Origin of the sequence: Flavobacterium flavipigmentatum, assembly GCF_020911905.1 — a bacterium.
Taxonomy (GTDB): domain Bacteria; phylum Bacteroidota; class Bacteroidia; order Flavobacteriales; family Flavobacteriaceae; genus Flavobacterium; species Flavobacterium flavipigmentatum.
The window spans coordinates 2172424-2197621 of record NZ_CP087133.1 but is presented as its reverse complement, the minus strand read 5'-3'; the positions used below and the strand labels follow the sequence as shown (position 1 = coordinate 2197621).

The following is a 25198-nucleotide window of genomic DNA, read 5'->3' as shown; positions in this document are numbered from 1 at the left end:
TCATAAAACTAACTCTTTTTATTTATTTTATAAAAATTATTTTTTCAACCAATTGTTTGTAAAATTACAGGTTTTATATTCGGCGATGATTTTGATATAAGTATCTTTAATTTTATCATCAAACCATTTTCCAATGGCTTTAATTTGCTTTTCTTTTAAGGCCAACTCTTTAATTTTAGTATAATCTTTAGCGTAATCTGCTGTATGTTCGTCGATTCTGTTGGTCACAGTAATCAGTTTATACGTTTTTTTACCTTTATCATCCGTATTCAAAAGCGGTTGCGAAACAGCATCATCTTTCAAATTAGAAACCTGACTGTATAATGTAGGATCCATTTTGGTCAACTCAAAACGTGTATCTTGTGTGTTTGGGTTGATTAAAGTTCCTCCGTTGGCTCTCGTTTCTTTTTCATCAGATTCTGTTCTGGCAGCATCTGCAAAAGTAATTTGTTTGCTTTCTATTTTTGCTCTAATATTGGTAATTCTTTCTTTTGCTTCTTTCAGTGCGTCTTCAGATACCGTTGGAGAAATTAAAATATGGCGCAATTCTACCTCTTGTCCTTTTATTTTATCAATCATGATAATATGAAATCCAAAAGTCGTTTCAAATGGTTCCGAAATCTCACCTTCTGCCAGACTAAATGCAACATCTTTAAATTCTTTTACAAAAGGAGTTTTACGGGTCATTTTATAAAAACCTCCTGTTGGCGACGAGCCTGGATCTTGCGAATACAAAACCGCTTTGGTGGCAAAACTAGAACCCTCTAAAACATCTTTTCTAATACTATTTAAGCGATCAATAACTTTCTGTTTATCCTCTTTGGATACTTTTGGCTCAACCACAATCTGAGCTACTTCCATTTCGGCACCAAATGTTGGCAATTCTTCTTTGGGAATACTTTTAAAAAAATTACGAACTTCCTCAGGTGTAATTTCTACTGCACCAATGATTTTGTCCCTCATTTCTGAAGCTAATTTTTGTTCTTTTAAAATATCTGAAAAATACGTTTTAAATTCTTCTACCGAATTTTTTTTATAAAATGCTACAATTTTATTGATGTCACCACCCGCTTGCTGCATCATATAATTCAGCCTTTCGTCCATCATACCTCTAATCTCGGCATCACTTACTACAATACTATCCTGAATAGCCTGATGCGCATACAATTTATCTTCCAATAACTTGCCTAGCATCTGACATCTTGTAATATCTTTTACAGAACCTCCTTGAGAACTGATTTCTAAAAATCCTTTGTCAATATCAGAATCCAAAACAATATAATCTCCAACTGTAGCAATAATACCGTCAATTTTTTGCCTTTGCCCTGAAGGAATTTCAACAGGTACTTGAGCCACAACAGAATCTTTAATGATCTCCTGAGCAGAAATAATTGAGTTGAAAAAAAGTAAAAAACATATTGTTAGTACAAACTTATAATCAATAGTTTTTAGCTGTAGTTTTTTTGATAACATTATTTTAAATTTAATTTGAATGTAAAGTCCTTATGATGAGCCAAATTGATTTTTATTTTATGAATGTAAACAAACTTCTTTTTTTTGACTTATTGCGAACAAAAATAACAATTCAAACACATAATACAACAATCCAGAATAGTATTAACAAAAAATTATATAGAAGTAAGCAAATTCAACAATCTGCAAAGGCTTTAATTGCAAAAACTTCGGAAATTAATCTAAAATTTATTTTATTTTCTGCAAAATAATTTATCATTTATCTCTTTCATAAAATCAAATAATCCCTATTTGATAATCAATTGGCTTTTCATTAAAAATAAAAAACTTTTCAACACTACAACGTTTTCGTAAAGAAAATATTTTCTTACAATTAATACAAATTGAAAAATTAACTACTTTAGTTTTTGATTTGTGATTTATATGTCAAAATAATGATTATTCGTCATTTTTAAGAAATGATAATTATCAAAATCATAATTCAGCCATTAATACCTTTACTAACTTAACCAAACATTATTATGAAAAAACCAAATTTTAGATTTTTTGTATTCGGCGCAGCTCTTGCATTTTTCTATTCGTGCGAAACCAATGAAAGTACAGATATTGACACCAGAGCTCAAAGCGAACAATTTGAAGTTATCAATGTTACCACACATGATGGTCAACCATTTAGCACTGGAACAAAATCGTCATCAACAGGCAAATATGTAGCCAATCCTGGTGGTGGCGTTATGATGCAGGCCTTTTATTGGGATGTTCCCGCAGGAGGAAATTGGTGGAATACCGTAAATACCAAACTAACAGACTGGTCAAATGCCGGAATCGGATCTGTATGGTTGCCGCCTGTCTCTAAAGCGCAAAACGGCCCCTTTTCTATGGGTTACGATCCTACCGATTATTTTGATTTTGGAGATTATAATCAAAACGGAACAACAGAAACCCGTTTTGGTTCTAAAACAGAGTTGGTGAGCTTAATTACAAAAGCACACGCTGAAAACATGCAGGTTTATGCAGATATTGTAATCAACCACAACAGTGGCGGACAATCTGAAGCGAATCCTTTTACAGGAACTAATACTTGGACAAATTTTACGGGTATCTCTTCGGGCAAATTCAAACGTTCTGCTGCTAATTTTTATAAAAACAGTTTCGGAAACAATGACGAAGGAGCTTTTGGAGGATTTCCAGATTTATGTCACGCCGATCCTTATGTGAAGGACTGGTTATGGTTAAGAGCGGACGGAGTTGGGAAATATTATAAAAATACCATGAAATTTGATGGCTGGAGATTTGATTACGTAAAAGGTTTTGGGCCGTGGGTTGTAAATGCTTGGAATGCTAATGTAGGCGGTTTTTCTGTCGGAGAATATTGGGATGCCAATGTAAACACACTTGAATGGTGGGCTAATAACGCCAATAGTTCGGTATTTGATTTTGCCTGTTACTATAAAATGAATGATGCTTTTGATGGTAACAATTTAAATGTACTGAATGATGACATGATGTGGAAAAGAAATCCTTACAAAGCTGTAACTTTTGTTTCGAACCACGATACTGATGAAATCTCAGGTAAGATGTTGGCCTATGCCTATATTTTGACTCATGAAGGTTATCCGACTATTTTCTACAGAGATTATGAAGAATGGCTGAATAAATCAAAACTAAATAACTTGATCTGGATTCACAACAACAAAGCGACAGGAAACACCTCTATTTTGTATACGGATAATGATGAGTATATCGCTAGAAGAAATGGTTATAACGGAAATCCGGGACTGGTAGTGTACCTCAATAATTCTGACACTTGGCAAGAAAGATGGATTCAGACAAACTGGGCCAATACTCAAATTAAAGATTTTACAGGAAATTCAACTTGGTACCCTACAACTCAGGGAGACAAATGGGTCAAAATTCAATGTCCACCGAGAGGATATTCGGTTTGGTCAATCAATCAATAATTTAAAAAAAACATAATCTAAGGCTGTCCTCAAAAGACAGCCTTATTTTTTTTAGTATAAAGGATCATTTGTATAAAACAGGGACCTTTAAATTTAAGAAGTGAATATTTTTATTAGCCCGTAATTAATAGTACTTTTGCAACCTATTGATACAAAATATGAGCTTTTTAAAAGAAATACAACGCAGAAGAACCTTCGGAATTATATCGCATCCAGATGCAGGTAAGACAACATTAACTGAAAAATTGTTGCTTTTTGGAGGAGCGATTCAGGAAGCAGGTGCCGTAAAAAACAATAAAATTAAAAAAGGAGCAACGAGTGACTTTATGGAAATCGAACGCCAAAGAGGTATTTCGGTTTCTACTTCTGTACTTGCTTTTAATTATAAAGAAAAAAAAATCAACATTCTTGATACACCAGGACACAAGGATTTTGCCGAAGATACTTTTAGAACTTTAACCGCCGTAGACAGTGTTATTGTAGTGATTGACGTTGCAAAAGGGGTAGAGGAACAAACTGAAAAATTGGTTGCAGTTTGCAGAATGCGTAATATTCCTATTATCGTTTTCATCAATAAATTGGACCGTGAAGGAAAAGATGCTTTTGACCTTATGGACGAGGTTGAACAAAAACTAGGTCTTACGGTAACTCCTTTGAGTTTCCCGATCGGAATGGGGTATGATTTTCAGGGAATTTACAATTTGTGGGAACAAAACATCAATCTTTTTAGTGGTGACAGCCGCAAAAACATCGAGGAAACAATTGCTTTTTCTGATGTTCAAAGTCCTGAACTGGAAAAAATTATTGGTCAAAAACCAGCCGACAAATTACGAGAAGAATTAGAATTGATTGATGAAGTTTACCCAAAATTTGATCGTCAGGATTATTTAGACGGGAAACTTCAACCTGTGTTTTTTGGTTCTGCTTTGAATAATTTTGGGGTTAGAGAATTATTAGACTGCTTTGTAACGATTGCTCCGTCTCCGAGACCCAAAGATTCTGAAACTCGTCTTGTAGATCCTGCTGAAGAAAAAATGTCTGGATTTGTTTTTAAAATTCATGCTAACATGGATCCAAAACACCGAGACCGTTTAGCTTTTATCAAGATCGTCTCTGGTACTTTTGAAAGAAATAAGCCTTATTACCATGTGCGCCAGAAGAAAAACTTAAAATTCTCAAGTCCAAACGCTTTTTTTGCTGAGAAAAAAGAAATTGTTGACATTTCATATCCCGGTGACATTGTTGGGTTACACGATACTGGAAACTTTAAAATTGGTGATACCTTAACTGAAGGAGAAATTATGAGTTTTAAAGGAATTCCGAGTTTCTCACCAGAACATTTTAGATACATTAACAATGCAGACCCAATGAAAGCCAAGCAATTGGACAAAGGTGTCGATCAGTTAATGGATGAAGGTGTTGCACAGTTGTTTACCTTAGAAATGAATAATCGTAAAATTATTGGTACAGTTGGTGCTCTACAATACGAGGTGATTCAATATCGATTAGAACATGAATATGGTGCCAAATGTACCTATGAAAACTTCCCTGTTCATAAAGCATGCTGGGTAAAGCCAGACGATGCCAAAAATAATGAGTTTAAAGAGTTTAAACGTATCAAACAAAAATTCTTGGCGCATGATAAATACGGTCAGTTAGTCTTTCTTGCTGATTCTGATTTTACCATTCAAATGACACAAAGTAAATATCCAACGGTTAAGTTATTTTTTACTTCAGAATTTGAATAAATCTATTTTAAAAGGAAATAAAAAAAGCGCTAATTTTTAAAATTAGCGCTTTTTTTTAGTTTGAATCAATAAACCTTACTAAGTCATCATATTTCAAAAATCAATCTTTTTTAGGTTTGTCTAAAGTAACTCCAAATGGTTGTCTATTAAAATTTATTCGATAAAATGAATTAAAATCGGACTAAGTACATAATATCTCTATTAATTCTCCTTTGGATGCTTTATAAAGCTATTATTAATTAAAAAGAGTAGTACCCGCATTTAATTAGAAAGTAAAAAATCATCATTTTATAGACATAAAAAAAGCCCCATTTCTGGAGCTTTAATTTTTTATGCTTGTCCTGCCGGACCAAAATTAAGCGGTATTGGCGCCTGTTCCGTTTCTTTGATTTCACCATGGGTGGCTTCAAATCTATGAATATTTTCACCAATTGCTCTTAATAATCTTTTAGCATGTTGTGGTGTCAAGACAATTCTCGATTTCACTTTGGCTTTAGGAGTTCCGGGCATTATATTCACAAAATCTAAAACAAATTCAGAAGATGAATGATTTATAATTGCAAGGTTAGAATAAATTCCTTCCGCAATAGTCTCGTCTAACTCGATATTTATTTGCTCTTGTTGTTGTTTCGGATTACTCATAATTTTATTTTTATTCTAAATTCCCTCTTCTCTTAAAGAAAAGAGGGATTTAGATAAGAATTAATAGATATATTCTTCTTTATTAGCCATCATTTCGTTGTAATCGTCTTTAGATCCTACAATAGTATTATCGTATTCTCTCATACCAGTTCCCGCAGGAATTCTATGTCCAACAATTACATTTTCCTTCAATCCTTCTAGATCATCAACTTTTCCAGCTACTGCAGCCTCGTTAAGTACTTTTGTTGTTTCTTGGAAAGAAGCAGCAGAAATAAATGATTTAGTTTGTAGCGAAGCTCTTGTGATACCTTGTAAAACTGGCGTTGCCGTTGCAGTAATTACATCTCTTGCTACTACAAGATTTTTATCGTTACGTTTTAGTAATGAATTTTCATCACGTAAGTCACGAGGTGTAATAATCTGACCTGGTTTTAATACAGCAGAATCTCCAGCATCTTCAACTACTTTCATACCATATAATTTATCGTTTTGAACGATAAAGTCTTTAGTATGAATTAATTGATCTTCTAAGAATAATGTATCTCCTGGATCTTGAACTCTAACCTTACGCATCATTTGACGAATAACTACCTCAAAGTGCTTGTCATTGATTTTTACCCCTTGCAAACGGTATACCTCTTGAATTTCATTTACCAAATACTGTTGAACAGCAGCCGGACCTTGAATTCTTAAAATATCATCTGGTGTAATTGCACCGTCAGACAATGGTACTCCCGCTCTTACGAAGTCATTTTCTTGTACTAGAATTTGGCTTGAAAGTTTAACTAAATACTTTTTAATCTCACCAAATTTAGATTCGATAACAATTTCACGGTTACCTCTTTTGATTTTTCCAAAAGATACAACACCGTCAATTTCAGAAACAACAGCTGGGTTTGAAGGGTTACGAGCCTCAAGCAACTCGGTAATTCTTGGTAAACCTCCTGTAATATCTCCTGCTTTAGAAGAACGACGTGGGATTTTTACTAATACTTTACCTGCTTTAATTTTCTCACCATTCTCAACCATAAGGTGTGCCCCTACCGGTAAGTTATACGAACGAATCAATTCGCCTTCTTTACCATAAACCAATAAAGTTGGAATTAATTTTTTGTTTCTAGCTTCAGAAATTACTTTTTCCTGGAAACCTGTTTGCTCATCAATTTCGACCATGAATGATTGTCCTTGTTCTAAATCCTCGTAAGCAATCTTACCAGTAAACTCAGAAACAATTACACCATTATATGGATCCCATTTACAGATCACAGATCCTTTAGTAACTACCTCACCATCCTTAACAAAGATACTAGATCCGTAAGGAATATTGTGTGTATTTAAGACGATTCCAGTTTTCTCGTCAACCAATTTTAATTCAGTTGAACGCGATACTACGATATCTACCGCATTACCTTCGCTGTCTTCACCCTTAACGGTTTTTAAATCTTCAATCTCAAGTCTACCGTTAAATCTTGTAACAATACTAGATTCTTCAGAGATACCTCCAGCAACCCCTCCAACGTGGAACGTACGAAGTGTTAACTGTGTACCTGGCTCTCCAATAGACTGAGCTGCAATAACTCCTACTGCTTCACCTCTTTGTGTCATTTTTCCGGTAGCTAAATTTCTACCATAACATTTAGCACAAATACCTTTTAAAGCCTCACAAGTTAATGGCGATCTTACTTCTACTTTTTCAATAGGTGAAGCTTCGATAACTCTCATTATTGCTTCAGTAATTTGGTGACCAGACTGAACTAATACTTCATTCGTAAGAGGATTTATAACATCTTGCAATGCAACACGTCCTAAAATTCTTTCTCCTAAAGATTCAACAATTTCCTCATTTTTCTTCAAAGCAGAAACTTCAACACCTCTTAAAGTTCCACAATCTTCGATGTTTACAATAACATCTTGTGAAACGTCATGAAGTCTTCTTGTTAAGTACCCAGCATCGGCAGTTTTAAGAGCCGTATCCGCAAGTCCTTTACGAGCACCGTGAGTAGAAATGAAATACTCAAGAATCGAAAGACCTTCCTTAAAGTTAGAAAGAATCGGATTTTCAATAATTTCTCCACCACCAGCAGTAGATTTTTTAGGCTTAGCCATCAAACCACGCATACCGGTTAACTGACGAATTTGTTCTTTAGAACCCCTCGCCCCAGAGTCAAGCATCATATATACTGAGTTGAAACCTTGTTGGTCTTCTCTAATATTTTTCATTGCTAATTCTGTCAACTGAGCATTTGCAGAAGTCCAAACATCAATAACTTGGTTGTAACGCTCGTTATTGGTAATAAGACCCATGTTATAATTTACAGAAATACCGTCAACTTGCTCTCTGGCATCTGCAATTAATTTAGTTTTTTGTTCTGGAATTCTAATATCACCAAGAGAGAATGATAAACCTCCTCTAAAGGCAAATTTATAACCCATATCTTTCATATTATCCAAGAAAGCAGCAGTAGTAGGTACGTTAGTCACACTTAAAATGTGTCCAATAATATCTCTAAGGTTTTTCTTAGTCAATACATCATTGATATATCCAGCTGCTTCAGGTACTACTTCGTTAAATAATACACGTCCTGCAGTTGTTTGGATAATTTTATACACCAATTCTCCAGCTTCATTAAAATCTTTTGCTCTAATTTTTACACGAGCATTCAATTCTAATTTTCCTTCGTTTAATGCAATATTTACTTCTTCAGCAGAATAGAAAGTTAAGTCTTGACCTAAAATTACATGTTCTGGTGTCGAGATACGTTCTTTGGTCATATAATATAGACCCAAAACCATATCCTGAGAAGGTACTGTAATTGGAGCACCGTTTGCCGGGTTCAAGATATTGTGAGAAGCCAACATTAATAATTGTGCCTCTAAAATAGCCTCTGGTCCTAACGGCAAGTGAACTGCCATCTGATCCCCATCAAAATCGGCGTTGAAAGCCGTACATACTAATGGGTGCAATTGGATCGCTTTTCCTTCAATTAATTTTGGCTGGAAAGCTTGAATACCCAATCTGTGTAACGTAGGAGCACGGTTAAGTAATACTGGGTGTCCTTTAATTACGTTTTCAAGGATATCCCAAACTACAGGCTCTTTTTTGTCTATGATTTTCTTAGCAGATTTTACTGTTTTTACAATACCTCTTTCAATCAATTTACGGATAACGAAAGGTTTGTATAATTCAGATGCCATATCTTTTGGCAATCCGCATTCGAATAATTTCAATTCAGGACCAACAACAATTACCGAACGAGCAGAATAATCCACACGTTTTCCAAGTAAGTTTTGACGGAAACGTCCTTGCTTACCTTTTAAGGAATCAGATAATGATTTTAATGGTCTGTTAGATTCTGTTTTAACAGCAGAAGCTTTACGTGTGTTATCAAACAATGAATCTACAGATTCCTGCAACATACGTTTTTCGTTTCTCAAGATTACTTCAGGAGCTTTAATCTCCATTAATCTTTTCAAACGGTTATTACGGATGATCACACGACGGTATAAGTCATTTAAATCTGAAGTTGCAAAACGACCTCCATCAAGCGGTACAAGCGGACGTAATTCTGGTGGAATAACAGGAACCACTTTCATAATCATCCATTCAGGACGATTTTCGCGATTTAAATTAGACTCACGGAAAGACTCTACAACTTGTAATCTTTTTAAAGCCTCAGTTTTACGTTGTTTAGAGGTTTCATTGTTAGCACTGTGTCTTAGTTGGTAAGATAACTCATCTAAGTCAATACGCGCCAATAAATCCATAATACACTCTGCTCCCATTTTGGCAACAAATTTATTAGGATCAAAATCATCTAAATATTGGTTTTCCTGTGGAAGAGTATCTAAAATATTCAAATATTCTTCTTCAGTTAAGAAATCTAGTCTTTGTAATGATTCTCCATCTGCATTTTTAGCAATACCAGCCTGAATTACTACATATCTTTCGTAGTAAATAATCATATCTAATTTCTTAGACGGAAGACCAAGGATATAACCAATTTTGTTTGGAAGAGAACGGAAATACCAGATATGAGCAATTGGCACAACCAGATTGATGTGTCCTACTCTATCACGACGTACTTTTTTCTCTGTAACTTCAACACCACAACGGTCACAGATGATACCTTTGTAACGAATTCTTTTATATTTACCACAAGCACACTCAAAATCTTTAACAGGTCCGAAGATTCTTTCGCAGAAAAGGCCATCACGCTCAGGTTTGTGCGTTCTGTAGTTGATTGTTTCTGGTTTTAAAACCTCTCCTCTTGATTCTTTTAAAATAGACTCAGGCGAAGCTAATCCAATAGAGATTTTGTTAAATCTTTTTACCGGATTTTTATCCTTATTATTATTTCTATTATTCATCATAGTTTTTACTATTGATTTATTTGCAATTAAAAAATTGATTCTCGTTTTAGTCGAAAGTTTAAAAGTCGAAAGTTAAAAGTCATTTGAGACTTTTAAACTTTAATACATTTGACTTTATGACTTAAACATTACCTCGAGTTACTTCTCTAAACTTCAAACCTTTATTATTTTGAAGTGCTAATTATAAAACATGTAGTTTTTATAAAAAATCGGAACGGTTTACGGGTATAAATCCTAAAAACTCTTTTAAAAAAGTGTTCAGTATTCAGAATTTAGTGTTCAGTTTATCACTGATTACTAAATACTGAACACTGAATACTAAAATACTATTCTTCTAAACGAATGTCAAGTCCAAGACCTTTCAATTCATGCATCAATACATTGAATGATTCAGGTAATCCTGGTTCTGGCATAGACTCACCCTTAACGATAGCTTCGTAAGTTTTTGCTCTACCAATAACGTCATCCGACTTAACTGTTAAGATTTCACGTAGCGTACTTGATGCTCCATAAGCCTCAAGTGCCCAAACCTCCATCTCTCCAAAACGCTGACCTCCAAATTGAGCTTTACCTCCAAGTGGCTGTTGAGTGATCAACGAGTATGGTCCGATAGAACGTGCGTGCATCTTATCATCAACCATGTGTCCTAATTTAAGCATGTAAATTACACCCACTGTTGCTGCTTGATGGAAACGCTCTCCAGTACCACCATCATAAAGGTATGTATGTCCAAAACGTGGCACTCCTGCTTCATCAGTTAATTCATTAATTTGGTCTAAAGAAGCACCATCAAAAATTGGAGTAGCAAATTTTCTACCTAAATTTTGTCCAGCCCATCCAAGTACCGTTTCATAAATCTGACCAATGTTCATACGTGAAGGTACCCCAAGTGGATTCAATACGATATCTACCGGTGTTCCGTCTTCAAGGAAAGGCATATCTTCATGACGAACGATTCTTGCAACAATACCTTTGTTACCGTGACGTCCTGCCATTTTATCCCCTACTTTCAGTTTACGTTTTTTAGCGATGTAAATTTTCGCTAATTTCAAGATTCCAGATGGTAATTCATCTCCAACTGTAATAGTGAATTTCTCTCTTCTTAAAGATCCTTGTAAGTCGTTAAGCTTAATTTTATAGTTATGAATTAAATCATTCACCATTTTATTTGTAGCGTCATCAGCAACCCATTGACCTTTGCTTAAGTGAGCAAAATCTTCTACTGCGTAAAGCATTTTCTGAGTATATTTTTTACCTTTTGGTAAAACTTCTTCACCCAAATCATTCATTACACCCTGAGATGTTTTTCCGTTAACGATCAGGAACAATTTCTCTACCAATCTGTCTTTTAATTCAACAAATTTAGTTTCAAACTCCATTTCTAAAGCCCCTAAAGCATCTTTATCCTGAGTACGTTTACGTTTATCTTTTACGGCTCTTGCAAATAATTTTTTGTCAAGAACTACACCATGTAAAGATGGAGACGCTTTTAATGAAGCATCTTTTACATCACCAGCTTTATCCCCAAAGATTGCACGAAGCAATTTCTCTTCAGGAGTAGGATCTGATTCTCCTTTTGGTGTAATTTTTCCGATCAAAATGTCGCCAGGTTTAACCTCTGCTCCAATTCTGATCATACCATTTTCATCTAAATCTTTGGTAGCTTCTTCTGAAACATTAGGAATATCGTTTGTTAACTCTTCATTTCCTAACTTTGTATCTCTAACCTCTAATGAATAATCATCAACGTGGATAGAAGTAAAAATATCATCACGAACTACTTTCTCAGAAATTACAATCGCATCCTCAAAGTTATACCCTTTCCATGGCATGAACGCAACTTTTAGGTTTCTACCTAAAGCCAATTCACCATTTTGAGTCGCATATCCTTCTGATAATACTTGACCAAGAACTACTCTGTCTCCCTTTCTTACGATTGGTTTTAAGTTGATACTTGTTCCTTGATTGGTTTTTCTAAATTTAATTAAGTTATATGTTTTCTCATCAGCATCAAAACTTACCATTCTTTCTTCCTCAGTACGGTCGTATTTGATAGTGATAATATTGGCATCCACATATTCTACAGTTCCATCTCCTTCAGCATTAATCAATACTCTGGAATCTGAAGCCACCTGACGCTCTAAACCTGTACCCACAATTGGCGCTTCCGGACGGATCAAAGGAACCGCCTGACGCATCATGTTAGATCCCATCAACGCACGGTTCGCATCATCATGCTCCAAGAAAGGAATCAATGAAGCCGAAATCGAAGCGATCTGGTTCGGTGCAACGTCTGTATAATGTACTGCAGAAGGCTCAACAACTGGGAAGTCACCTTCCTCACGAGCAATAACATTGCTTGCTGTAATTTTACCTGTTGCATCCATTTCAATGTTTGCCTGAGCAATCATTTTTCCTTCTTCTTCTTCAGCACTTAAATATATAGGAGTACTTTCTAAATCAACTACACCATTTGTAACTTTACGGTAAGGTGTTTCGATGAAACCCATTCCGTTCACTTTAGCATAAACACCAAGAGAAGAAATCAAACCAATGTTTGGTCCCTCTGGAGTTTCAATCGGACATAAACGACCATAGTGTGTATAGTGAACGTCACGAACCTCAAATCCAGCTCTCTCTCTCGAAAGTCCACCAGGTCCAAGTGCAGATAATCTTCTTTTGTGTGTAATCTCAGCTAATGGATTCGTTTGATCCATAAATTGAGATAACTGGTTCGTACCAAAGAAAGAGTTGATAACCGATGATAATGTTTTAGCATTGATCAAATCGATTGGTGTAAACACCTCGTTATCTCTAACGTTCATTCTCTCACGAATAGTTCTCGCCATACGTGCTAAACCAACACCGAATTGTTGAGACAATTGTTCTCCAACTGTTCTAACACGACGGTTTGATAAGTGATCGATATCATCAATCTCTGCTTTAGAGTTGATCAACTCGATCAAATATTTTACAATGGTAATAATATCTTCTTTGGTAAGCACTTGCTTCTCCATTGGGATATCCAAACCAAGTTTTTTGTTCATTCTGTAACGACCAACTTCACCTAAATTATAACGTTGATCAGAGAAGAACAATTTATCTATAATACCACGAGCAGTTTCCTCATCAGGCGGTTCAGCGTTACGCAACTGACGGTAAATGTGCTCTACAGCTTCTTTTTCAGAGTTTGTTGGATCTTTTTGTAACGTATTGTGAATAATAGCATAATCTGCTTGATTATTATCCTCTTTGTGCAACAAAATAGATTTTACGTTAGAATCAATGATTTCTTCTACATTATCTTTGTCGATAATAGTATCTCTATCAAGGATAATTTCGTTACGTTCGATAGAAACTACCTCTCCGGTATCTTCATCTACGAAATCCTCGTGCCAAGTGTTTAATACACGTGCAGCAAGTCTTCTTCCAATATATTTTTTAATTCCCGTTTTAGAAACTTTAATTTCTTCAGCAAGGTCAAAAATTTCAAGGATATCCTTGTCTCTCTCGAATCCAATTGCACGGAATAAAGTTGTAACCGGTAATTTTTTCTTTCTATCGATATAAGCATACATTACGCTGTTAATATCTGTAGAAAATTCTATCCAAGAACCTTTAAAAGGAATTACTCTGGCAGAATAAAGTTTTGTTCCATTTGCATGGAATGATTGTCCAAAGAAAACTCCAGGAGAACGGTGTAGTTGAGATACTACTACACGCTCAGCACCGTTGATAACAAAAGTACCGCTTGGCGTCATATAAGGTATTGTTCCAAGATAAACATCTTGCACAATAGTTTCAAAATCTTCGTGTTCTGGGTCAGTACAATATAGTTTCAACCTGGCTTTTAAAGGCACACTATAGGTAAGACCTCTCTCTATACATTCTTGAATTGTATAACGTGGTGGATCAACAAAATAATCTAGGAACTCCAATACAAAGTTATTTCTTGTATCTGTAATTGGAAAATTTTCCATGAAGGTATTGTATAACCCTTCGTTGCCTCTTTCGTCAGATTTCGTTTCTAATTGAAAGAAATCTTTAAAAGATTTAACCTGAACATCTAGAAAATCTGGATAGTCAGGAATATTTTTTGTAGAGGCAAAATTCAATCTTTCAGTCTGATTTGTTATCATCAATGGACAAAATTTTGATTAAAAAAAAGTAATTTTTTGTGTAAAAACACAATGTTTAATAGATACCTTCTTTTTAAAATCAACACATCTTTAAAAATGAATCTGTAAAAACCGGTTCAATTTTTTTCTTCGTATTGATCAAAAACTTTTTCGTATTTTAAACTATGTGATAATAAAACTTGTAATATTTTATTATACGAAAAATGGTTTAGGTCATTGAGCGTTCACTCAAGACCTAAACCTAGTTCTTAAAACCGAGTAAACTTATTTAAGTTCAACTACAGCTCCAGCTTCTTCTAATGATTTTTTAAGACCTTCAGCCTCTTCTTTAGAAACACCTTCTTTAACGTTACTTGGAGCACCGTCAACTACATCTTTAGCTTCTTTAAGACCTAAACCTGTAAGTTCTTTAACTAATTTTACAACAGCTAATTTAGAAGCTCCAGCTTCTTTCAATACTACTGTAAATTCAGTTTGTGCTTCTTCAGCAGCACCTTCTCCACCACCAGCAGCAACTACTACAGCTGCAGCAGCAGGCTCGATACCATACTCATCTTTTAATATTGTTGCTAATTCGTTAACTTCTTTAACTGTTAAGTTAACTAATTGTTCTGCGAATTGTTTCAAATCTGCCATTTTTTCTATCGTTTAAAATGATTTGTAAAATTATATTTTGTTTATTGTGCGCTATTTAAGCTGCAAGGAAAATAAATTCCTTACAATAATTATTATGCTTCAGTTTCTTCTTCGCTACCTGCGAATTTATTTTGTAAAGCAGAGATAATTCTTTGAGCTGGTGATTGTAACAATCCAATAAGTTCTCCAAGAAGTTCTTCTTTAGATTTAATAGTTGCTAACGCATCTAATTGATCATCACCAATATAAATTTCAGAGTTAATATAAGCTCCTTTTAATAAAGGTTTAGCTGATTTTTTTCTGAAATCTTTAATTATTTTTCCAGGTGCATTTGCCACATCTGAAATAAATATAGCACTATTACCAGTCAATACTGAAGGTAAATCACCATAGTCATTAGCAGAAGCTTCCATTGCTTTTGCAAGCAAAGTATTTTTTACAACCTCTAATTTAATACCTGCTTTAAAACAAGCTCTTCTCAAGTTTGAAGTTGTTTCTGCGTTTAATCCAGAAATATCAGATACATAAATAATATTTGTACCAGCTAACTGTGCAGTTAAATCTTCAATCGCGATTGATTTTTCTTCTCTAGTCATACTAAAAATTATTAACTACCAATTATACTGCTTTAGGGTCCAATGCAATTGCAGGACTCATAGTGCTTGTAAGGTGAATACCTTTAATATAGGTACCTTTAGCAGCAGTTGGTTTAAGTTTGATTAATGTTTGAATAATTTCGTGTGCATTGTCATAAATTTGCTCCGCTCCAAAAGAAACTTTACCAATTCCTGCATGTACGATACCAGTTTTATCAACTTTAAAGTCAATTTTACCAGCTTTAACCTCTGCAACAGCTTTTGCAACATCCATAGTTACAGTACCTGTTTTAGGGTTTGGCATTAAACCTCTAGGTCCTAAAATACGACCTAATGGACCTAATTTACCCATAACAGCTGGCATCGTGATAATTACATCAACATCTGTCCAACCGTCTTTAATTTTTTGTAAATAATCGTCAAGACCTACATAATCAGCTCCAGCTTCTTTAGCTTCCGCTTCTTTATCTGGAGTAACCAATGCTAATACTTTAACGTCTTTACCTGTTCCGTGAGGTAATGTAACCACACCTCTAACCATTTGATTCGCTTTTCTTGGATCTACACCCAAACGAACTGCGATATCAACTGACTCATCAAATTTTGCAGAAGCTATAACTTTAATTAATGCAGCTGCATCTTTTAAAGAGTATAGTTTGTTCTTTTCAATTTTTGAAGCAGCCTCTTTTTGCTTTTTTGTTAATTTTGCCATTTCTTTCTCTTAATTAAAAAGGAGCATCTCCTGATACAGTTATACCCATAGATCTAGCAGTTCCAGCGATCATGCTCATAGCAGATTCGATTGTAAATGCATTTAAATCTACCATTTTATCTTCAGCAATTGCTTTGATAACGTCCCAAGTAACACTAGCTACTTTTTTACGATTTGGTTCACCTGATCCAGACTTTAGCTTTGCAGCTTCCAATAATTGGACAGCGGCTGGAGGAGTTTTTACAACAAAATCAAATGATTTGTCTTTATACACAGTAATTTGTACTGGGCATATTTTGCCGGGTTTATCTTGTGTTCTAGCATTAAACTGCTTACAGAACTCCATGATATTAACTCCAGCAGCTCCTAAAGCAGGTCCAACCGGTGGCGATGGATTCGCAGCACCTCCCTTAACTTGTAGTTTAACTACCTTACTAATTTCTTTAGCCATTTTTTAAAAAATTTAACACTATAATTATTGGAAGCAATTATAGTGGTTATTATAGATGTAACAAAAATTATACTTTTTCAACCTGCATAAAACTCAATTCTAATGGCGTTTTTCTTCCGAAAATCTTCACCATTACTTCAAGTTTACGCTTTTCTTCATTGATTTTTTCAACCGTTCCGTTAAACCCATTAAAAGGACCATCGATCACTTTTACAGTTTCACCTAAGTTGAAAGGAATAGCGCGAGTATCTGTATTTACAGCTAACTCATCCACTTTACCTAACATTCTATTTACTTCAGAAAGTCTCAAAGGAACAGGTTCTCCACCTTTGATCTCACCTAAAAAACCAATCACACTAGTAATAGACTTGATAATATGAGGTATCTCACCAACTAAGTTAGCTTCGATCATAACATATCCAGGAAAATAGACTTTATCCTTAGACATTTTCTTTCCCTCTTTTACAGTAACTACTTTTTCTGTAGGCACCAAAACTTGGGAAACATAATCGCCCATACCTAATCTGGCAATCTCAGTTTCGATGTAAGCTTTGACTTTGTTTTCCTGTCCGCTTACCGCTCTAACTACGTACCATTTTTTTACATTATTATCTGCCATCACAAAAAAATTATCCTTTTAACCAGTTAAAAAATCCAGCCAAAGCTTTTGCAAAAAATTCGTCTACTCCCCAAGTCGCCAAAGCGAATAAGATTGAAAACACAGCCACAACAATTGTCAATTTTTGAACCTCAGCCCATTCAGGCCAAGTAACATTTGACTTTAACTCTTCGAAAGCCTCTGATAAATAATTAGTAACTTTTGTCATTTGATATATTTTTTATTGCACGGGCGGAGGGATTCGAACCCCCATCAACGGTTTTGGAGACCGCTATTCTACCCTTGAACTACGCCCGTAATTAAAAGCCAGTGATTTCAGTTATGAAAATCAACTGGCTTTTTATAATTTTATAGGATTAACCTACGATTTCAGTCACCTGACCAGCTCCTACTGTTCTACCACCTTCACGGATAGCAAAACGTAAACCTACGCTCATTGCGATTGGGCTTAATAAAGAAACATTGATAGTCAAGTTATCTCCTGGCATTACCATCTCTACACCTTCTGGTAAAGTAATAACTCCTGTTACGTCAGTTGTACGAACGTAGAACTGTGGACGGTAGTTATTATGGAATGGAGTATGACGTCCACCTTCTTCTTTTTTCAAGATATAAACTTCAGCTTTGAAAGTAGCGTGTGGTTTTACTGATCCTGGCTTAATGATAACCATTCCTCTTTTGATAGATTCTTTATCAACACCTCTTAACAATAAACCTACGTTATCTCCAGCTTCTCCTCTGTCAAGGATTTTACGGAACATCTCAACTCCTGTAATAGTAGAAGTTAATTTATCAGCTCCCATTCCAATGATTTCAACAGCATCTCCTGTATTAGCAATACCAGTTTCGATACGACCTGTAGCAACAGTTCCACGACCAGTAATTGTAAATACATCCTCAACTGGCATCAAGAATGGTTTTGCAGTATCACGAATTGGCTCTTCGATCCAATTATCAACAGCTTCCATTAATTCAATGATTTTAGGAACCCAAGCAGGATCATTATTCAATCCTCCTAAAGCAGAACCTTGAACAACAGGACCATTATCTCCATCATATTCGTAGAAAGACAATAAATCTCTAATTTCCATTTCAACAAGCTCTAACAACTCAGCGTCGTCAACCATATCTACTTTGTTCATGAAAACAACCATTCTAGGAATACCAACCTGGCGACCTAAAAGGATGTGCTCACGAGTTTGTGGCATTGGACCATCTGTAGCAGCAACTACCAAGATAGCACCATCCATTTGAGCAGCACCAGTAACCATGTTTTTTACGTAATCCGCGTGACCTGGACAGTCAACGTGAGCGTAGTGACGGTTAGCTGTTTCATACTCTACGTGCGATGTATTAATAGTAATACCTCTTTCTTTCTCCTCTGGAGCGTTATCGATTTGATCAAACGATTTTGCTTGACAGTAACCAGCATCAGACAATACTTTTGTAATTGCTGCAGTTAATGTAGTTTTTCCGTGATCCACGTGTCCAATTGTACCTATGTTTAAGTGCGGTTTGGAACGATTAAAATTCTCCTTTGCCATTTTACTTAATTTTTAATCTTAGTTATATATTAATTCAATTTCCTACTTACTTGAGCCAATGTCGGGAATTGAACCCGAGACCTCTTCCTTACCAAGGAAGCACTCTACCCCTGAGCTACACCGGCAGAGAGTTCTGATTTTAGATTTTTTGAATTTAGATTTCAGTTTTTTTTTTAAAACCCAAAACCTACAATCCGAAATCTCAACTTCTTCTTTTTGTGGGGAGAGCAGGATTCGAACCTGCGAAGTTCACACAGCAGATTTACAGTCTGCCCTCGTTGGCCGCTTGAGTATCTCCCCTACTTTTTTTATTAAAACTCTATGCCTCTTGAGCCGGCGGAGGGACTCGAACCCACGACCTGCTGATTACAAATCAGCTGCTCTAGCCAACTGAGCTACGCTGGCATTATTTGATAAAAAAAGTCCGCTATTTCTAACGGACTGCAAATGTAGTTATTTTATCCTTGAATCAAAACATTTTTTAAAAAAAATTTCAATTATATGTGCGCTCTTATTTTTTCTTTCCTTTTTACCAGTAAACGTTCTAACGATTCTGCCGAAAGCTCTACAGCTTCTTCAAATGTTTTACATTGTTTTTTAACTAAAAAATCATCCCCAGGAACATTAATCTTTATCTCTACAAATTTATTCTCCTTGTCACTCGTCTTCTCAACCTTTAAATACACATCTGACGAAACAACTCGGTCATAATATTTTTCTAATTTGTCCATTCTTTCCTGAACGAAATCGACTAACTTTCTGTCAACATTAAAGTTAACTGCATGAACATTTACCTTCATAATACTAATTTTAGGGTTAAACATTTCAGAATTACTATTTATTTCGAGGATGAGCATTCGCATACACCTTTTTAAGCTCTGCTAAACTATTATGAGTATAAACCTGTGTCGAAGCCAAACTCGAATGTCCTAATAATTCTTTCACTGAATTTAAATCTGCTCCGTTATTTAATAGATGAGTCGCAAAAGTATGCCGAAGCACATGCGGACTCTTCTTTACTTTTTCAGAGACCCTACTAAAGTAAGAATTTATTAATCGATACACAAAAGATTCACTCAATTTTAACCCTTTTTGAGAAATAAAAAAATATTCGTCGTCGATTATATTTTCCATATTCAACCGCTCTCCTAAATATACATTAATCTGCTGCACTATAATTGGCAAAATAGGTATAATTCGCTCCTTGTTTCTTTTTCCTAGAACTTTTATCACACTTGAAGACAAATCGACATTCTGCACGTGAAGCTGAATAAGTTCTGCTCGTCTTATTCCTGTTGTGTACAACAAATCTATTATTAGTTTATCACGTACTTCTTCAAAACCAGAAGGATTATTTATCGTTTGCATTAAATCTGCAAGCTCCTTTTCTGAAAACGGAATTTGAATTGTCTTGGGAGTTTTTAGCGATTTATGTTTCAGCATCGGACTCACTTCTATTTGTTTTGTTTTCAAAAGAAATTTATAAAAAGACTTCAAAGAAGCCATTTTTCTATTTACCGAAACATTCGAAATTTCAGCATCAACAAGCGAAACAATCCAGCTTCTTATTTGGCTATAATTTACTTTTTCGATGTTTTCCTGCTCAAAACAAACCTTATTAAACTCCTCAAAAGCCAGAACATCCGCCAAATAACCATTTACGGTATGGTCGGAATATTTTTTTTCTAATTGAAGATAATCACGAAAAGCTTCTTTATTTGTTTTCATCAAAAGACAGGATTTTTTTTAACAAAGCATCTCTTTACATCTAAATTATCATTCATTAAATTTAAAAAAAAGACATAAAAAAACCGCTAGCATCAAAGTTATAACTTTATGATGACTAACGGTAATTATTTTTGAAAAGCTAGTATTAACTTTCTAAACCATCTCTCATGTTTTGAATGTAAGCCGCTTTTTGAATTTGAGCTCTTTTGATTACAGAAGGCTTAATAAAAGCAGTACGTGCTCTTAATTGACGAACAGTTCCTGTTTTATCAAATTTTCTTTTGTAGCGCTTTAATGCTCTATCGATATTTTCTCCGTCTTTAATTGGTATAATTAACATAATATTGACACCTCCTCTCGTTAAGGGTGCAAAAGTAACTATTAATTATGAATAATGAATAATAAATTTTATTTTTTTTAATGAAATGAGATAAGTAAAAAGTGAGATGATTTAAAAATCATTTTATTACTTTTCACATTTTTACATTTTAAATTTCAATATTACATTATTTTAACAAATTTCTAGAAATTACTAATTTTTGAATTTCAGTAGTTCCTTCGCCTATCGTACACAATTTTGCATCTCTGTAAAACTTCTCAACCGGAAAGTCTTTTGTATAACCATAACCTCCATGTATCTGAATAGCTTCGTTAGCCACCTTTACACATACTTCTGAAGCATACATTTTGGCCATTGCACCCAATGTTGTAACTGGTTTATGTTGCTGCTTTAAAAACGCTGCTTTGTGCAACAACAACTCCGAAGCTTCAATTTCTGTGGCCATGTCTGCCAATTTAAAAGAAATCCCCTGAAAATTACTGATCGGTTGCCCGAACTGGTATCTTTCTTTAGAATATTTCAACGCCGCTTCATACGCTCCTTTTGCAATTCCTAATGATAATGCACCGATAGAAATTCTGCCTCCATCTAATATTTTCATGGCCTGAATAAAACCTTGTCCCACTTCGCCCAACCTGTTGGCATCTGGTACGCGACAACCATCAAAAACCAATTCGGCTGTTTCACTGGCACGCATTCCTAATTTATTTTCTTTTTTTCCTGATGAAAATCCCGGCATCCCTTTTTCGAAAACAAAAGCCGTCATACCTTTTGAATCTCCTTTTTCACCAGTTCGCACAATTACCACTGCAATATCACCAGAGATAGCATGTGTAATAAAATTTTTAGCTCCGTTTACAATCCACGAATCGCCATCTCGTACCGCAGTCGTATTCATTCCGCCTGCATCAGAACCCGTATTATGTTCGGTTAAACCCCAAGCACCAATATGCTCAGCTGTTGCTAATTTCGGAATCCATTTTTTCTTTTGTTCTTCATTTCCAAAAGTCAAAATATGATTAGTGCATAAAGAATTATGGGCCGCGACAGACAATCCGATAGACGGATCTACCTTAGAAATCTCTTCTATAATTGTTATATATTCGTGATATCCCAACCCAGAACCTCCATATTCCTCAGGAACAAGAACTCCCATAAATCCCATCTCTCCTAATTTTTTAAATAAAGGAATCGGGAAAATTTGAGCTTCATCCCACTCCATTATATTAGGTCTTATATTTTTCTCAGCAAAATCTTTTATTGATTCAGCAATCATTGATTGCGTTTCGTTGTAGTCAAAATTCATTTTTCAGATGTTTTTTTTTAGAACTCCAAATATAAACTAATTATTTTTGCTTTTTCAACAGGAAAAGCTTTAATTTTTACCAAATCCTCAATATTTGTGATTTTTCCGTTCATACTTCGATACGTTACTATTTGTTTTGCCAAAGCATATCTAAAATAGGGAAACTGAGACAATTCCTTTAAAGAAGCATCATTTATAGCTATTTTTTTAAATTTTGGAATAGCTGAAACTTTAAAATGTAGATTCAATTCAACTACTACTTCGGGAGAAAGCCCCCAAATATCATTCATCTGTTCCATCGAAACAAAACCTCCAAAACTTTCTTTTTGTTTTAAAATACGAATAGATAATGCTTCTCCTATTCCATAAATTTTCATCAAATCTTCCTGTGTCGCCTGATTAATATCTAAAGTTACTATTTTTTCTTTTTTTAAAAATATCTTCTGATTTGAATCCTTTTTAAACTTTTTTGCTGCATTTCCTTTAGTTACCCAATCAGGAAATTTAAAATAAGGAGAAATTGCAAGAAGTAAAGAATCCGAAACTTTGGTCACTTCTTGAAACTCTTTGGCAGAATTAACATATTTATTTTCTTTTCTAAAGGCTAATAGTCTGTCAATTTCCTGAACTGACATTCCGAGTTTGTATCCTTTATAATCAGAGATAAAATTAGGATTAAAAGTAAATACTTTTGGCTTTTGATTGTATTTCAAACTCTTTAAAACATCAATCTGGTGTTGCAAAGTCATCCATTTTTGCTCATCTGGTGTGATTTTTTCTTTGCCATTAAAATCAACAAAAAAATAAACCAACTGTAAAGAAACGATAACTACCAAAAATAAAAATATTCCTGTACGTTGCTGATTTGTAAACCTAAAATACTGTACTAACGATCTGAAATTCATCTTAAACTACTCTATTATAATTTATTTAAAAATATAAATTAAGAGAAAAAATATTGATTTATTAAGAAAATTAGTAAAAAAATTCACTTTATCATAATTATTTATTCCACCATTAAAGTGAAATTAATTTGATGAATTACAGTACTTAAAGAATATTCTCTATCCTTATTCATTAAAATTTGAACTTTTTATCACTTAAAACGAAATAATTGTTTTTATTTTTTACAAAAAACGATACATTTGGAGCTTAATAACAATAAACCACTATAATAGTATGTCAATAATGCGAGTTAAACCAATATCTGCTTTTGAAGCCGATATGAAGAAAAGTGATTTAAAAAGGGTTTTAGGAAAATGGAGCCTTACTGCCATTGGAGTTGGCGCAATTATTGGTGGAGGAATTTTTGTTCTTACTGGTACAGGTGCATATTATCATGCAGGTCCGGCATTAGCACTTTCTTTCATTATTGCAGGTATTGCCTGTGTATTTGCAGCTCTTTGTTATTCTGAGTTTGCATCGATTTTACCTGTTGAAGGTTCTGCTTATGCATACGCCTATGGTACAATTGGTGAAATTTTTGCTTGGATTATCGGATGGGGCCTTATCCTAGAATATGCGATGGGATCGATGACCGTAGCAGTATCCTGGTCCGGATATTTTAATAAATTGCTTAAAATGTTTCACATTCACCTCCCAGAATATCTTACCACTGATCCTGCTAGTTATACAGGAGAAGGTTTTTCTATGAATCTACCTGCTTTTTGTATCGTTCTTTTAGTTATTTCATTACTTATAAAAGGAACAAAAAGCGCTGCGAAAGCTAATAATATGATCGTGATTCTTAAAGTTTCTGCCGTTATATTTGTAATTATTGCAGGTCTTTTCTTCATTAATACAGCAAACTGGCATCCATTTATTCCAGAAGCTACTCAAATTGTCGAAAAAGAAACTACACACAATGCATACGGGATAGCCGGAATTGTATCAGGAGCAGCAGCTATTTTCTTTGCTTACGTAGGGTTTGATGCCGTTTCTACGCAAGCTGGAGAAGCTATTAATCCTAAAAAAGACGTTCCGTTTGCAATCATTGCTTCTCTACTAATCTGTACTGTACTGTATATCCTTGTTTCTTTAGTACTAACGGGAATGATGAATTACAAAGATTTTAACCCACTAGGAAAATATCCTGAAGCTATAAAAGCTCCTGTTGCATACGCCTTTGATATTGCTGGACAAAACTGGGCCGGTTTTATAATCACTATTGCTGCAACTATTGGTTTGGTTTCGGTATTAATGGTAATGATTATGGGACAGTCAAGAATTTTCCTTGGTATGTCTAAAGACGGTTTAATTCCTGCTGTTTTTTCTAAAGTAAATCCAATTTCAGGAACACCAAAAACCAATTTAATGATCTTGGGCTTTATTATTGCCGTAGTGGCAGCCTTTACGCCGATCAACAAATTAGCAGATATGACAAGTTTTGGAACCCTGTTTGCTTTTACAATGGTTTGTATTGCCGTGTGGATTTTAAGAGTAAAACAACCTCAATTAACTCGTACATTTAAAGTGCCTGCACTACCAATAATTGCAGTTTGTGGCATTTCTATCAACACTTATCTGATGATCAATTTGAGTAAAGATGCCCAATTACTATCACTTGGTTGGTTGCTAATTGGTGTAATTGTATATTTTGGATATAGCAAAAAGAGATCAAGACTTAATAAAACCGAAACTGAAGAATAGTTTCTAAAGATATCATAAAAAACTCCAAATACACATTTGGAGTTTTTTTATAGATCAAAAACTGAAGTTCGTTTTGCACGAATCAAATCTTTAAGGCGAATCCAAAAGGCTAATGTCAGGTAGACACCAAAACCTAAACCTACCGTTACAAACGAAATATAAATAAAAAACAGTCGTACGCTGGTAACCCTCATACCCAACCTGTCTGCCAAACGAGACGATACGTGAAAACCATATTTTTCGAAAAAAAATTTAAGCCGAAGAATTGCAGACATTTTTATAA

The 25198-nt window shown here is 34.7% G+C and carries 20 protein-coding genes and 4 tRNA genes; 3 read left to right on the top strand and 21 right to left on the bottom strand.

Translation table 11 applies throughout. From position 1 onward, the window contains the following. Positions 1-36: 36 nt before the first annotated feature. Positions 37-1473 carry a peptidylprolyl isomerase gene (locus LNP22_RS09645; protein ID WP_229973266.1) on the bottom strand — a complete coding sequence of 479 codons (1437 nt, stop codon included), beginning with the start codon at positions 1471-1473 and terminating at the stop codon, positions 37-39. A gap of 521 nt (positions 1474-1994) precedes the next feature. On the opposite strand from LNP22_RS09645, the gene LNP22_RS09640 reads away from it, so the two are divergent. Both LNP22_RS09640 and LNP22_RS09635 read left to right on the top strand, forming a co-directional pair. Further along, entirely contained in the window at positions 1995-3434 is a 1440-nt protein-coding gene (locus tag LNP22_RS09640) for an alpha-amylase (RefSeq protein ID WP_229973265.1), read from the top strand. Positions 3435-3592: 158 nt separating this feature from the next. Further along, positions 3593-5182: a peptide chain release factor 3 gene (locus LNP22_RS09635; RefSeq protein WP_210666874.1), complete on the top strand. Its 1590-nt coding sequence runs from the start codon at positions 3593-3595 to the stop codon at positions 5180-5182. A gap of 330 nt (positions 5183-5512) precedes the next feature. On the opposite strand, the gene LNP22_RS09630 is transcribed toward LNP22_RS09635, so the two are convergent. The 19 genes from LNP22_RS09630 to LNP22_RS09540 form a co-directional block, all read right to left on the bottom strand. Next, complete coding sequence (locus tag LNP22_RS09630) at positions 5513-5824, bottom strand: DUF3467 domain-containing protein (RefSeq protein ID WP_210666875.1); 312 nt, start codon at positions 5822-5824, stop codon at positions 5513-5515. 60 nt (positions 5825-5884) lie between these two features. Then, complete coding sequence (rpoC, locus tag LNP22_RS09625; RefSeq protein ID WP_210666912.1) at positions 5885-10195, bottom strand: DNA-directed RNA polymerase subunit beta'; 4311 nt, start codon at positions 10193-10195, stop codon at positions 5885-5887. A gap of 326 nt (positions 10196-10521) precedes the next feature. After that, positions 10522-14334: a DNA-directed RNA polymerase subunit beta gene (gene rpoB, locus LNP22_RS09620; protein WP_210666876.1), complete on the bottom strand. Its 3813-nt coding sequence runs from the start codon at positions 14332-14334 to the stop codon at positions 10522-10524. Positions 14335-14598: 264 nt separating this feature from the next. Then, positions 14599-14970, bottom strand: coding sequence for a 50S ribosomal protein L7/L12 (gene rplL, locus LNP22_RS09615; protein ID WP_007807437.1), 372 nt, complete (start codon positions 14968-14970; stop codon positions 14599-14601). 92 nt (positions 14971-15062) lie between these two features. Next, positions 15063-15566 (bottom strand): 50S ribosomal protein L10, encoded by a 504-nt coding sequence (gene rplJ / locus LNP22_RS09610; RefSeq protein WP_229973264.1) that lies wholly within the window; start codon positions 15564-15566, stop codon positions 15063-15065. Positions 15567-15588: 22 nt separating this feature from the next. Beyond that, positions 15589-16278, bottom strand: coding sequence for a 50S ribosomal protein L1 (rplA, locus tag LNP22_RS09605; RefSeq protein WP_007807440.1), 690 nt, complete (start codon positions 16276-16278; stop codon positions 15589-15591). 13 nt (positions 16279-16291) lie between these two features. Then, complete coding sequence (gene rplK, locus LNP22_RS09600; RefSeq protein WP_007807442.1) at positions 16292-16729, bottom strand: 50S ribosomal protein L11; 438 nt, start codon at positions 16727-16729, stop codon at positions 16292-16294. Between the two features lie 67 nt (positions 16730-16796). Beyond that, positions 16797-17348 carry a transcription termination/antitermination protein NusG gene (nusG, locus tag LNP22_RS09595; RefSeq protein WP_029273444.1) on the bottom strand — a complete coding sequence of 184 codons (552 nt, stop codon included), beginning with the start codon at positions 17346-17348 and terminating at the stop codon, positions 16797-16799. 10 nt (positions 17349-17358) lie between these two features. Further along, on the bottom strand, positions 17359-17556 hold the full coding sequence (gene secE / locus LNP22_RS09590) for a preprotein translocase subunit SecE (RefSeq protein ID WP_210666878.1): 198 nt from the start codon (positions 17554-17556) through the stop codon (positions 17359-17361). Positions 17557-17574: 18 nt separating this feature from the next. Further along, positions 17575-17645, bottom strand: a tRNA-Trp gene (locus LNP22_RS09585). A 59-nt stretch (positions 17646-17704) separates the two neighbouring features. Beyond that, positions 17705-18892, bottom strand: a complete 1188-nt coding sequence (gene tuf, locus LNP22_RS09580; protein WP_059116012.1) for an elongation factor Tu — start codon at positions 18890-18892, stop codon at positions 17705-17707. A gap of 53 nt (positions 18893-18945) precedes the next feature. Further along, positions 18946-19017: transfer RNA gene (locus LNP22_RS09575), tRNA-Thr, on the bottom strand. Between the two features lie 94 nt (positions 19018-19111). Beyond that, a tRNA-Tyr gene (locus LNP22_RS09570) sits at positions 19112-19192 on the bottom strand. Between the two features lie 31 nt (positions 19193-19223). Next, a tRNA-Thr gene (locus tag LNP22_RS09565) sits at positions 19224-19297 on the bottom strand. A gap of 92 nt (positions 19298-19389) precedes the next feature. Further along, a complete protein-coding gene (hpf, locus tag LNP22_RS09560) occupies positions 19390-19692 on the bottom strand; it encodes a ribosome hibernation-promoting factor, HPF/YfiA family (protein ID WP_210666879.1) in 303 nt (100 codons plus the stop codon). A 34-nt stretch (positions 19693-19726) separates the two neighbouring features. Next, positions 19727-20620 (bottom strand): tyrosine-type recombinase/integrase, encoded by an 894-nt coding sequence (locus tag LNP22_RS09555; protein ID WP_229976333.1) that lies wholly within the window; start codon positions 20618-20620, stop codon positions 19727-19729. A gap of 145 nt (positions 20621-20765) precedes the next feature. Next, on the bottom strand, positions 20766-20960 hold the full coding sequence (gene rpsU, locus LNP22_RS09550) for a 30S ribosomal protein S21 (RefSeq protein WP_026985791.1): 195 nt from the start codon (positions 20958-20960) through the stop codon (positions 20766-20768). A gap of 166 nt (positions 20961-21126) precedes the next feature. Beyond that, entirely contained in the window at positions 21127-22266 is a 1140-nt protein-coding gene (locus LNP22_RS09545) for an acyl-CoA dehydrogenase family protein (protein ID WP_229976332.1), read from the bottom strand. A gap of 17 nt (positions 22267-22283) precedes the next feature. Further along, entirely contained in the window at positions 22284-23171 is an 888-nt protein-coding gene (locus tag LNP22_RS09540) for a ComEA family DNA-binding protein (protein ID WP_229976331.1), read from the bottom strand. A 274-nt stretch (positions 23172-23445) separates the two neighbouring features. Here LNP22_RS09540 and LNP22_RS09535 point away from each other — a divergent pair, with 274 nt between their 5' ends. Then, positions 23446-24915, top strand: coding sequence for an APC family permease (locus LNP22_RS09535; protein WP_210666885.1), 1470 nt, complete (start codon positions 23446-23448; stop codon positions 24913-24915). A 47-nt stretch (positions 24916-24962) separates the two neighbouring features. Here the strand turns inward: LNP22_RS09535 and LNP22_RS09530 are convergent, their stop codons facing one another. Continuing rightward, the gene (locus LNP22_RS09530; protein ID WP_229976330.1) at positions 24963-25190 is read right to left on the bottom strand and encodes a PspC domain-containing protein; all 228 of its coding nucleotides are present in this window, start codon (positions 25188-25190) and stop codon (positions 24963-24965) included. Between the last annotated feature and the right edge of the window lie 8 nt (positions 25191-25198).

Bases quoted from the DNA above. Each gene is read 5' to 3' on its own strand.
- LNP22_RS09635 (WP_210666874.1), top strand. From the start codon at position 3,593: ATGAGCTTTTTAAAAGAAATACAACGCAGAAGAACCTTCGGAATTATA.
- rplA (WP_007807440.1), bottom strand. From the start codon at position 16,278: ATGGCAAAATTAACAAAAAAGCAAAAAGAGGCTGCTTCAAAAATTGAA.
- rpsU (WP_026985791.1), bottom strand. From the start codon at position 20,960: ATGTTAATTATACCAATTAAAGACGGAGAAAATATCGATAGAGCATTA.
- rplL (WP_007807437.1), bottom strand. From the start codon at position 14,970: ATGGCAGATTTGAAACAATTCGCAGAACAATTAGTTAACTTAACAGTT.
- LNP22_RS09555 (WP_229976333.1), bottom strand. From the start codon at position 20,620: ATGAAAACAAATAAAGAAGCTTTTCGTGATTATCTTCAATTAGAAAAA.
- rpoB (WP_210666876.1), bottom strand. From the start codon at position 14,334: ATGATAACAAATCAGACTGAAAGATTGAATTTTGCCTCTACAAAAAAT.
- LNP22_RS09630 (WP_210666875.1), bottom strand. From the start codon at position 5,824: ATGAGTAATCCGAAACAACAACAAGAGCAAATAAATATCGAGTTAGAC.
- tuf (WP_059116012.1), bottom strand. From the start codon at position 18,892: ATGGCAAAGGAGAATTTTAATCGTTCCAAACCGCACTTAAACATAGGT.
- rpoC (WP_210666912.1), bottom strand. From the start codon at position 10,195: ATGATGAATAATAGAAATAATAATAAGGATAAAAATCCGGTAAAAAGA.
- hpf (WP_210666879.1), bottom strand. From the start codon at position 19,692: ATGAAGGTAAATGTTCATGCAGTTAACTTTAATGTTGACAGAAAGTTA.
- LNP22_RS09535 (WP_210666885.1), top strand. From the start codon at position 23,446: ATGTCAATAATGCGAGTTAAACCAATATCTGCTTTTGAAGCCGATATG.
- rplJ (WP_229973264.1), bottom strand. From the start codon at position 15,566: ATGACTAGAGAAGAAAAATCAATCGCGATTGAAGATTTAACTGCACAG.
- nusG (WP_029273444.1), bottom strand. From the start codon at position 17,348: ATGGCAGATAATAATGTAAAAAAATGGTACGTAGTTAGAGCGGTAAGC.
- LNP22_RS09545 (WP_229976332.1), bottom strand. From the start codon at position 22,266: ATGAATTTTGACTACAACGAAACGCAATCAATGATTGCTGAATCAATA.
- LNP22_RS09640 (WP_229973265.1), top strand. From the start codon at position 1,995: ATGAAAAAACCAAATTTTAGATTTTTTGTATTCGGCGCAGCTCTTGCA.
- LNP22_RS09645 (WP_229973266.1), bottom strand. From the start codon at position 1,473: ATGTTATCAAAAAAACTACAGCTAAAAACTATTGATTATAAGTTTGTA.
- rplK (WP_007807442.1), bottom strand. From the start codon at position 16,729: ATGGCTAAAGAAATTAGTAAGGTAGTTAAACTACAAGTTAAGGGAGGT.
- secE (WP_210666878.1), bottom strand. From the start codon at position 17,556: ATGACAAAAGTTACTAATTATTTATCAGAGGCTTTCGAAGAGTTAAAG.
- LNP22_RS09540 (WP_229976331.1), bottom strand. From the start codon at position 23,171: ATGAATTTCAGATCGTTAGTACAGTATTTTAGGTTTACAAATCAGCAA.
- LNP22_RS09530 (WP_229976330.1), bottom strand. From the start codon at position 25,190: ATGTCTGCAATTCTTCGGCTTAAATTTTTTTTCGAAAAATATGGTTTT.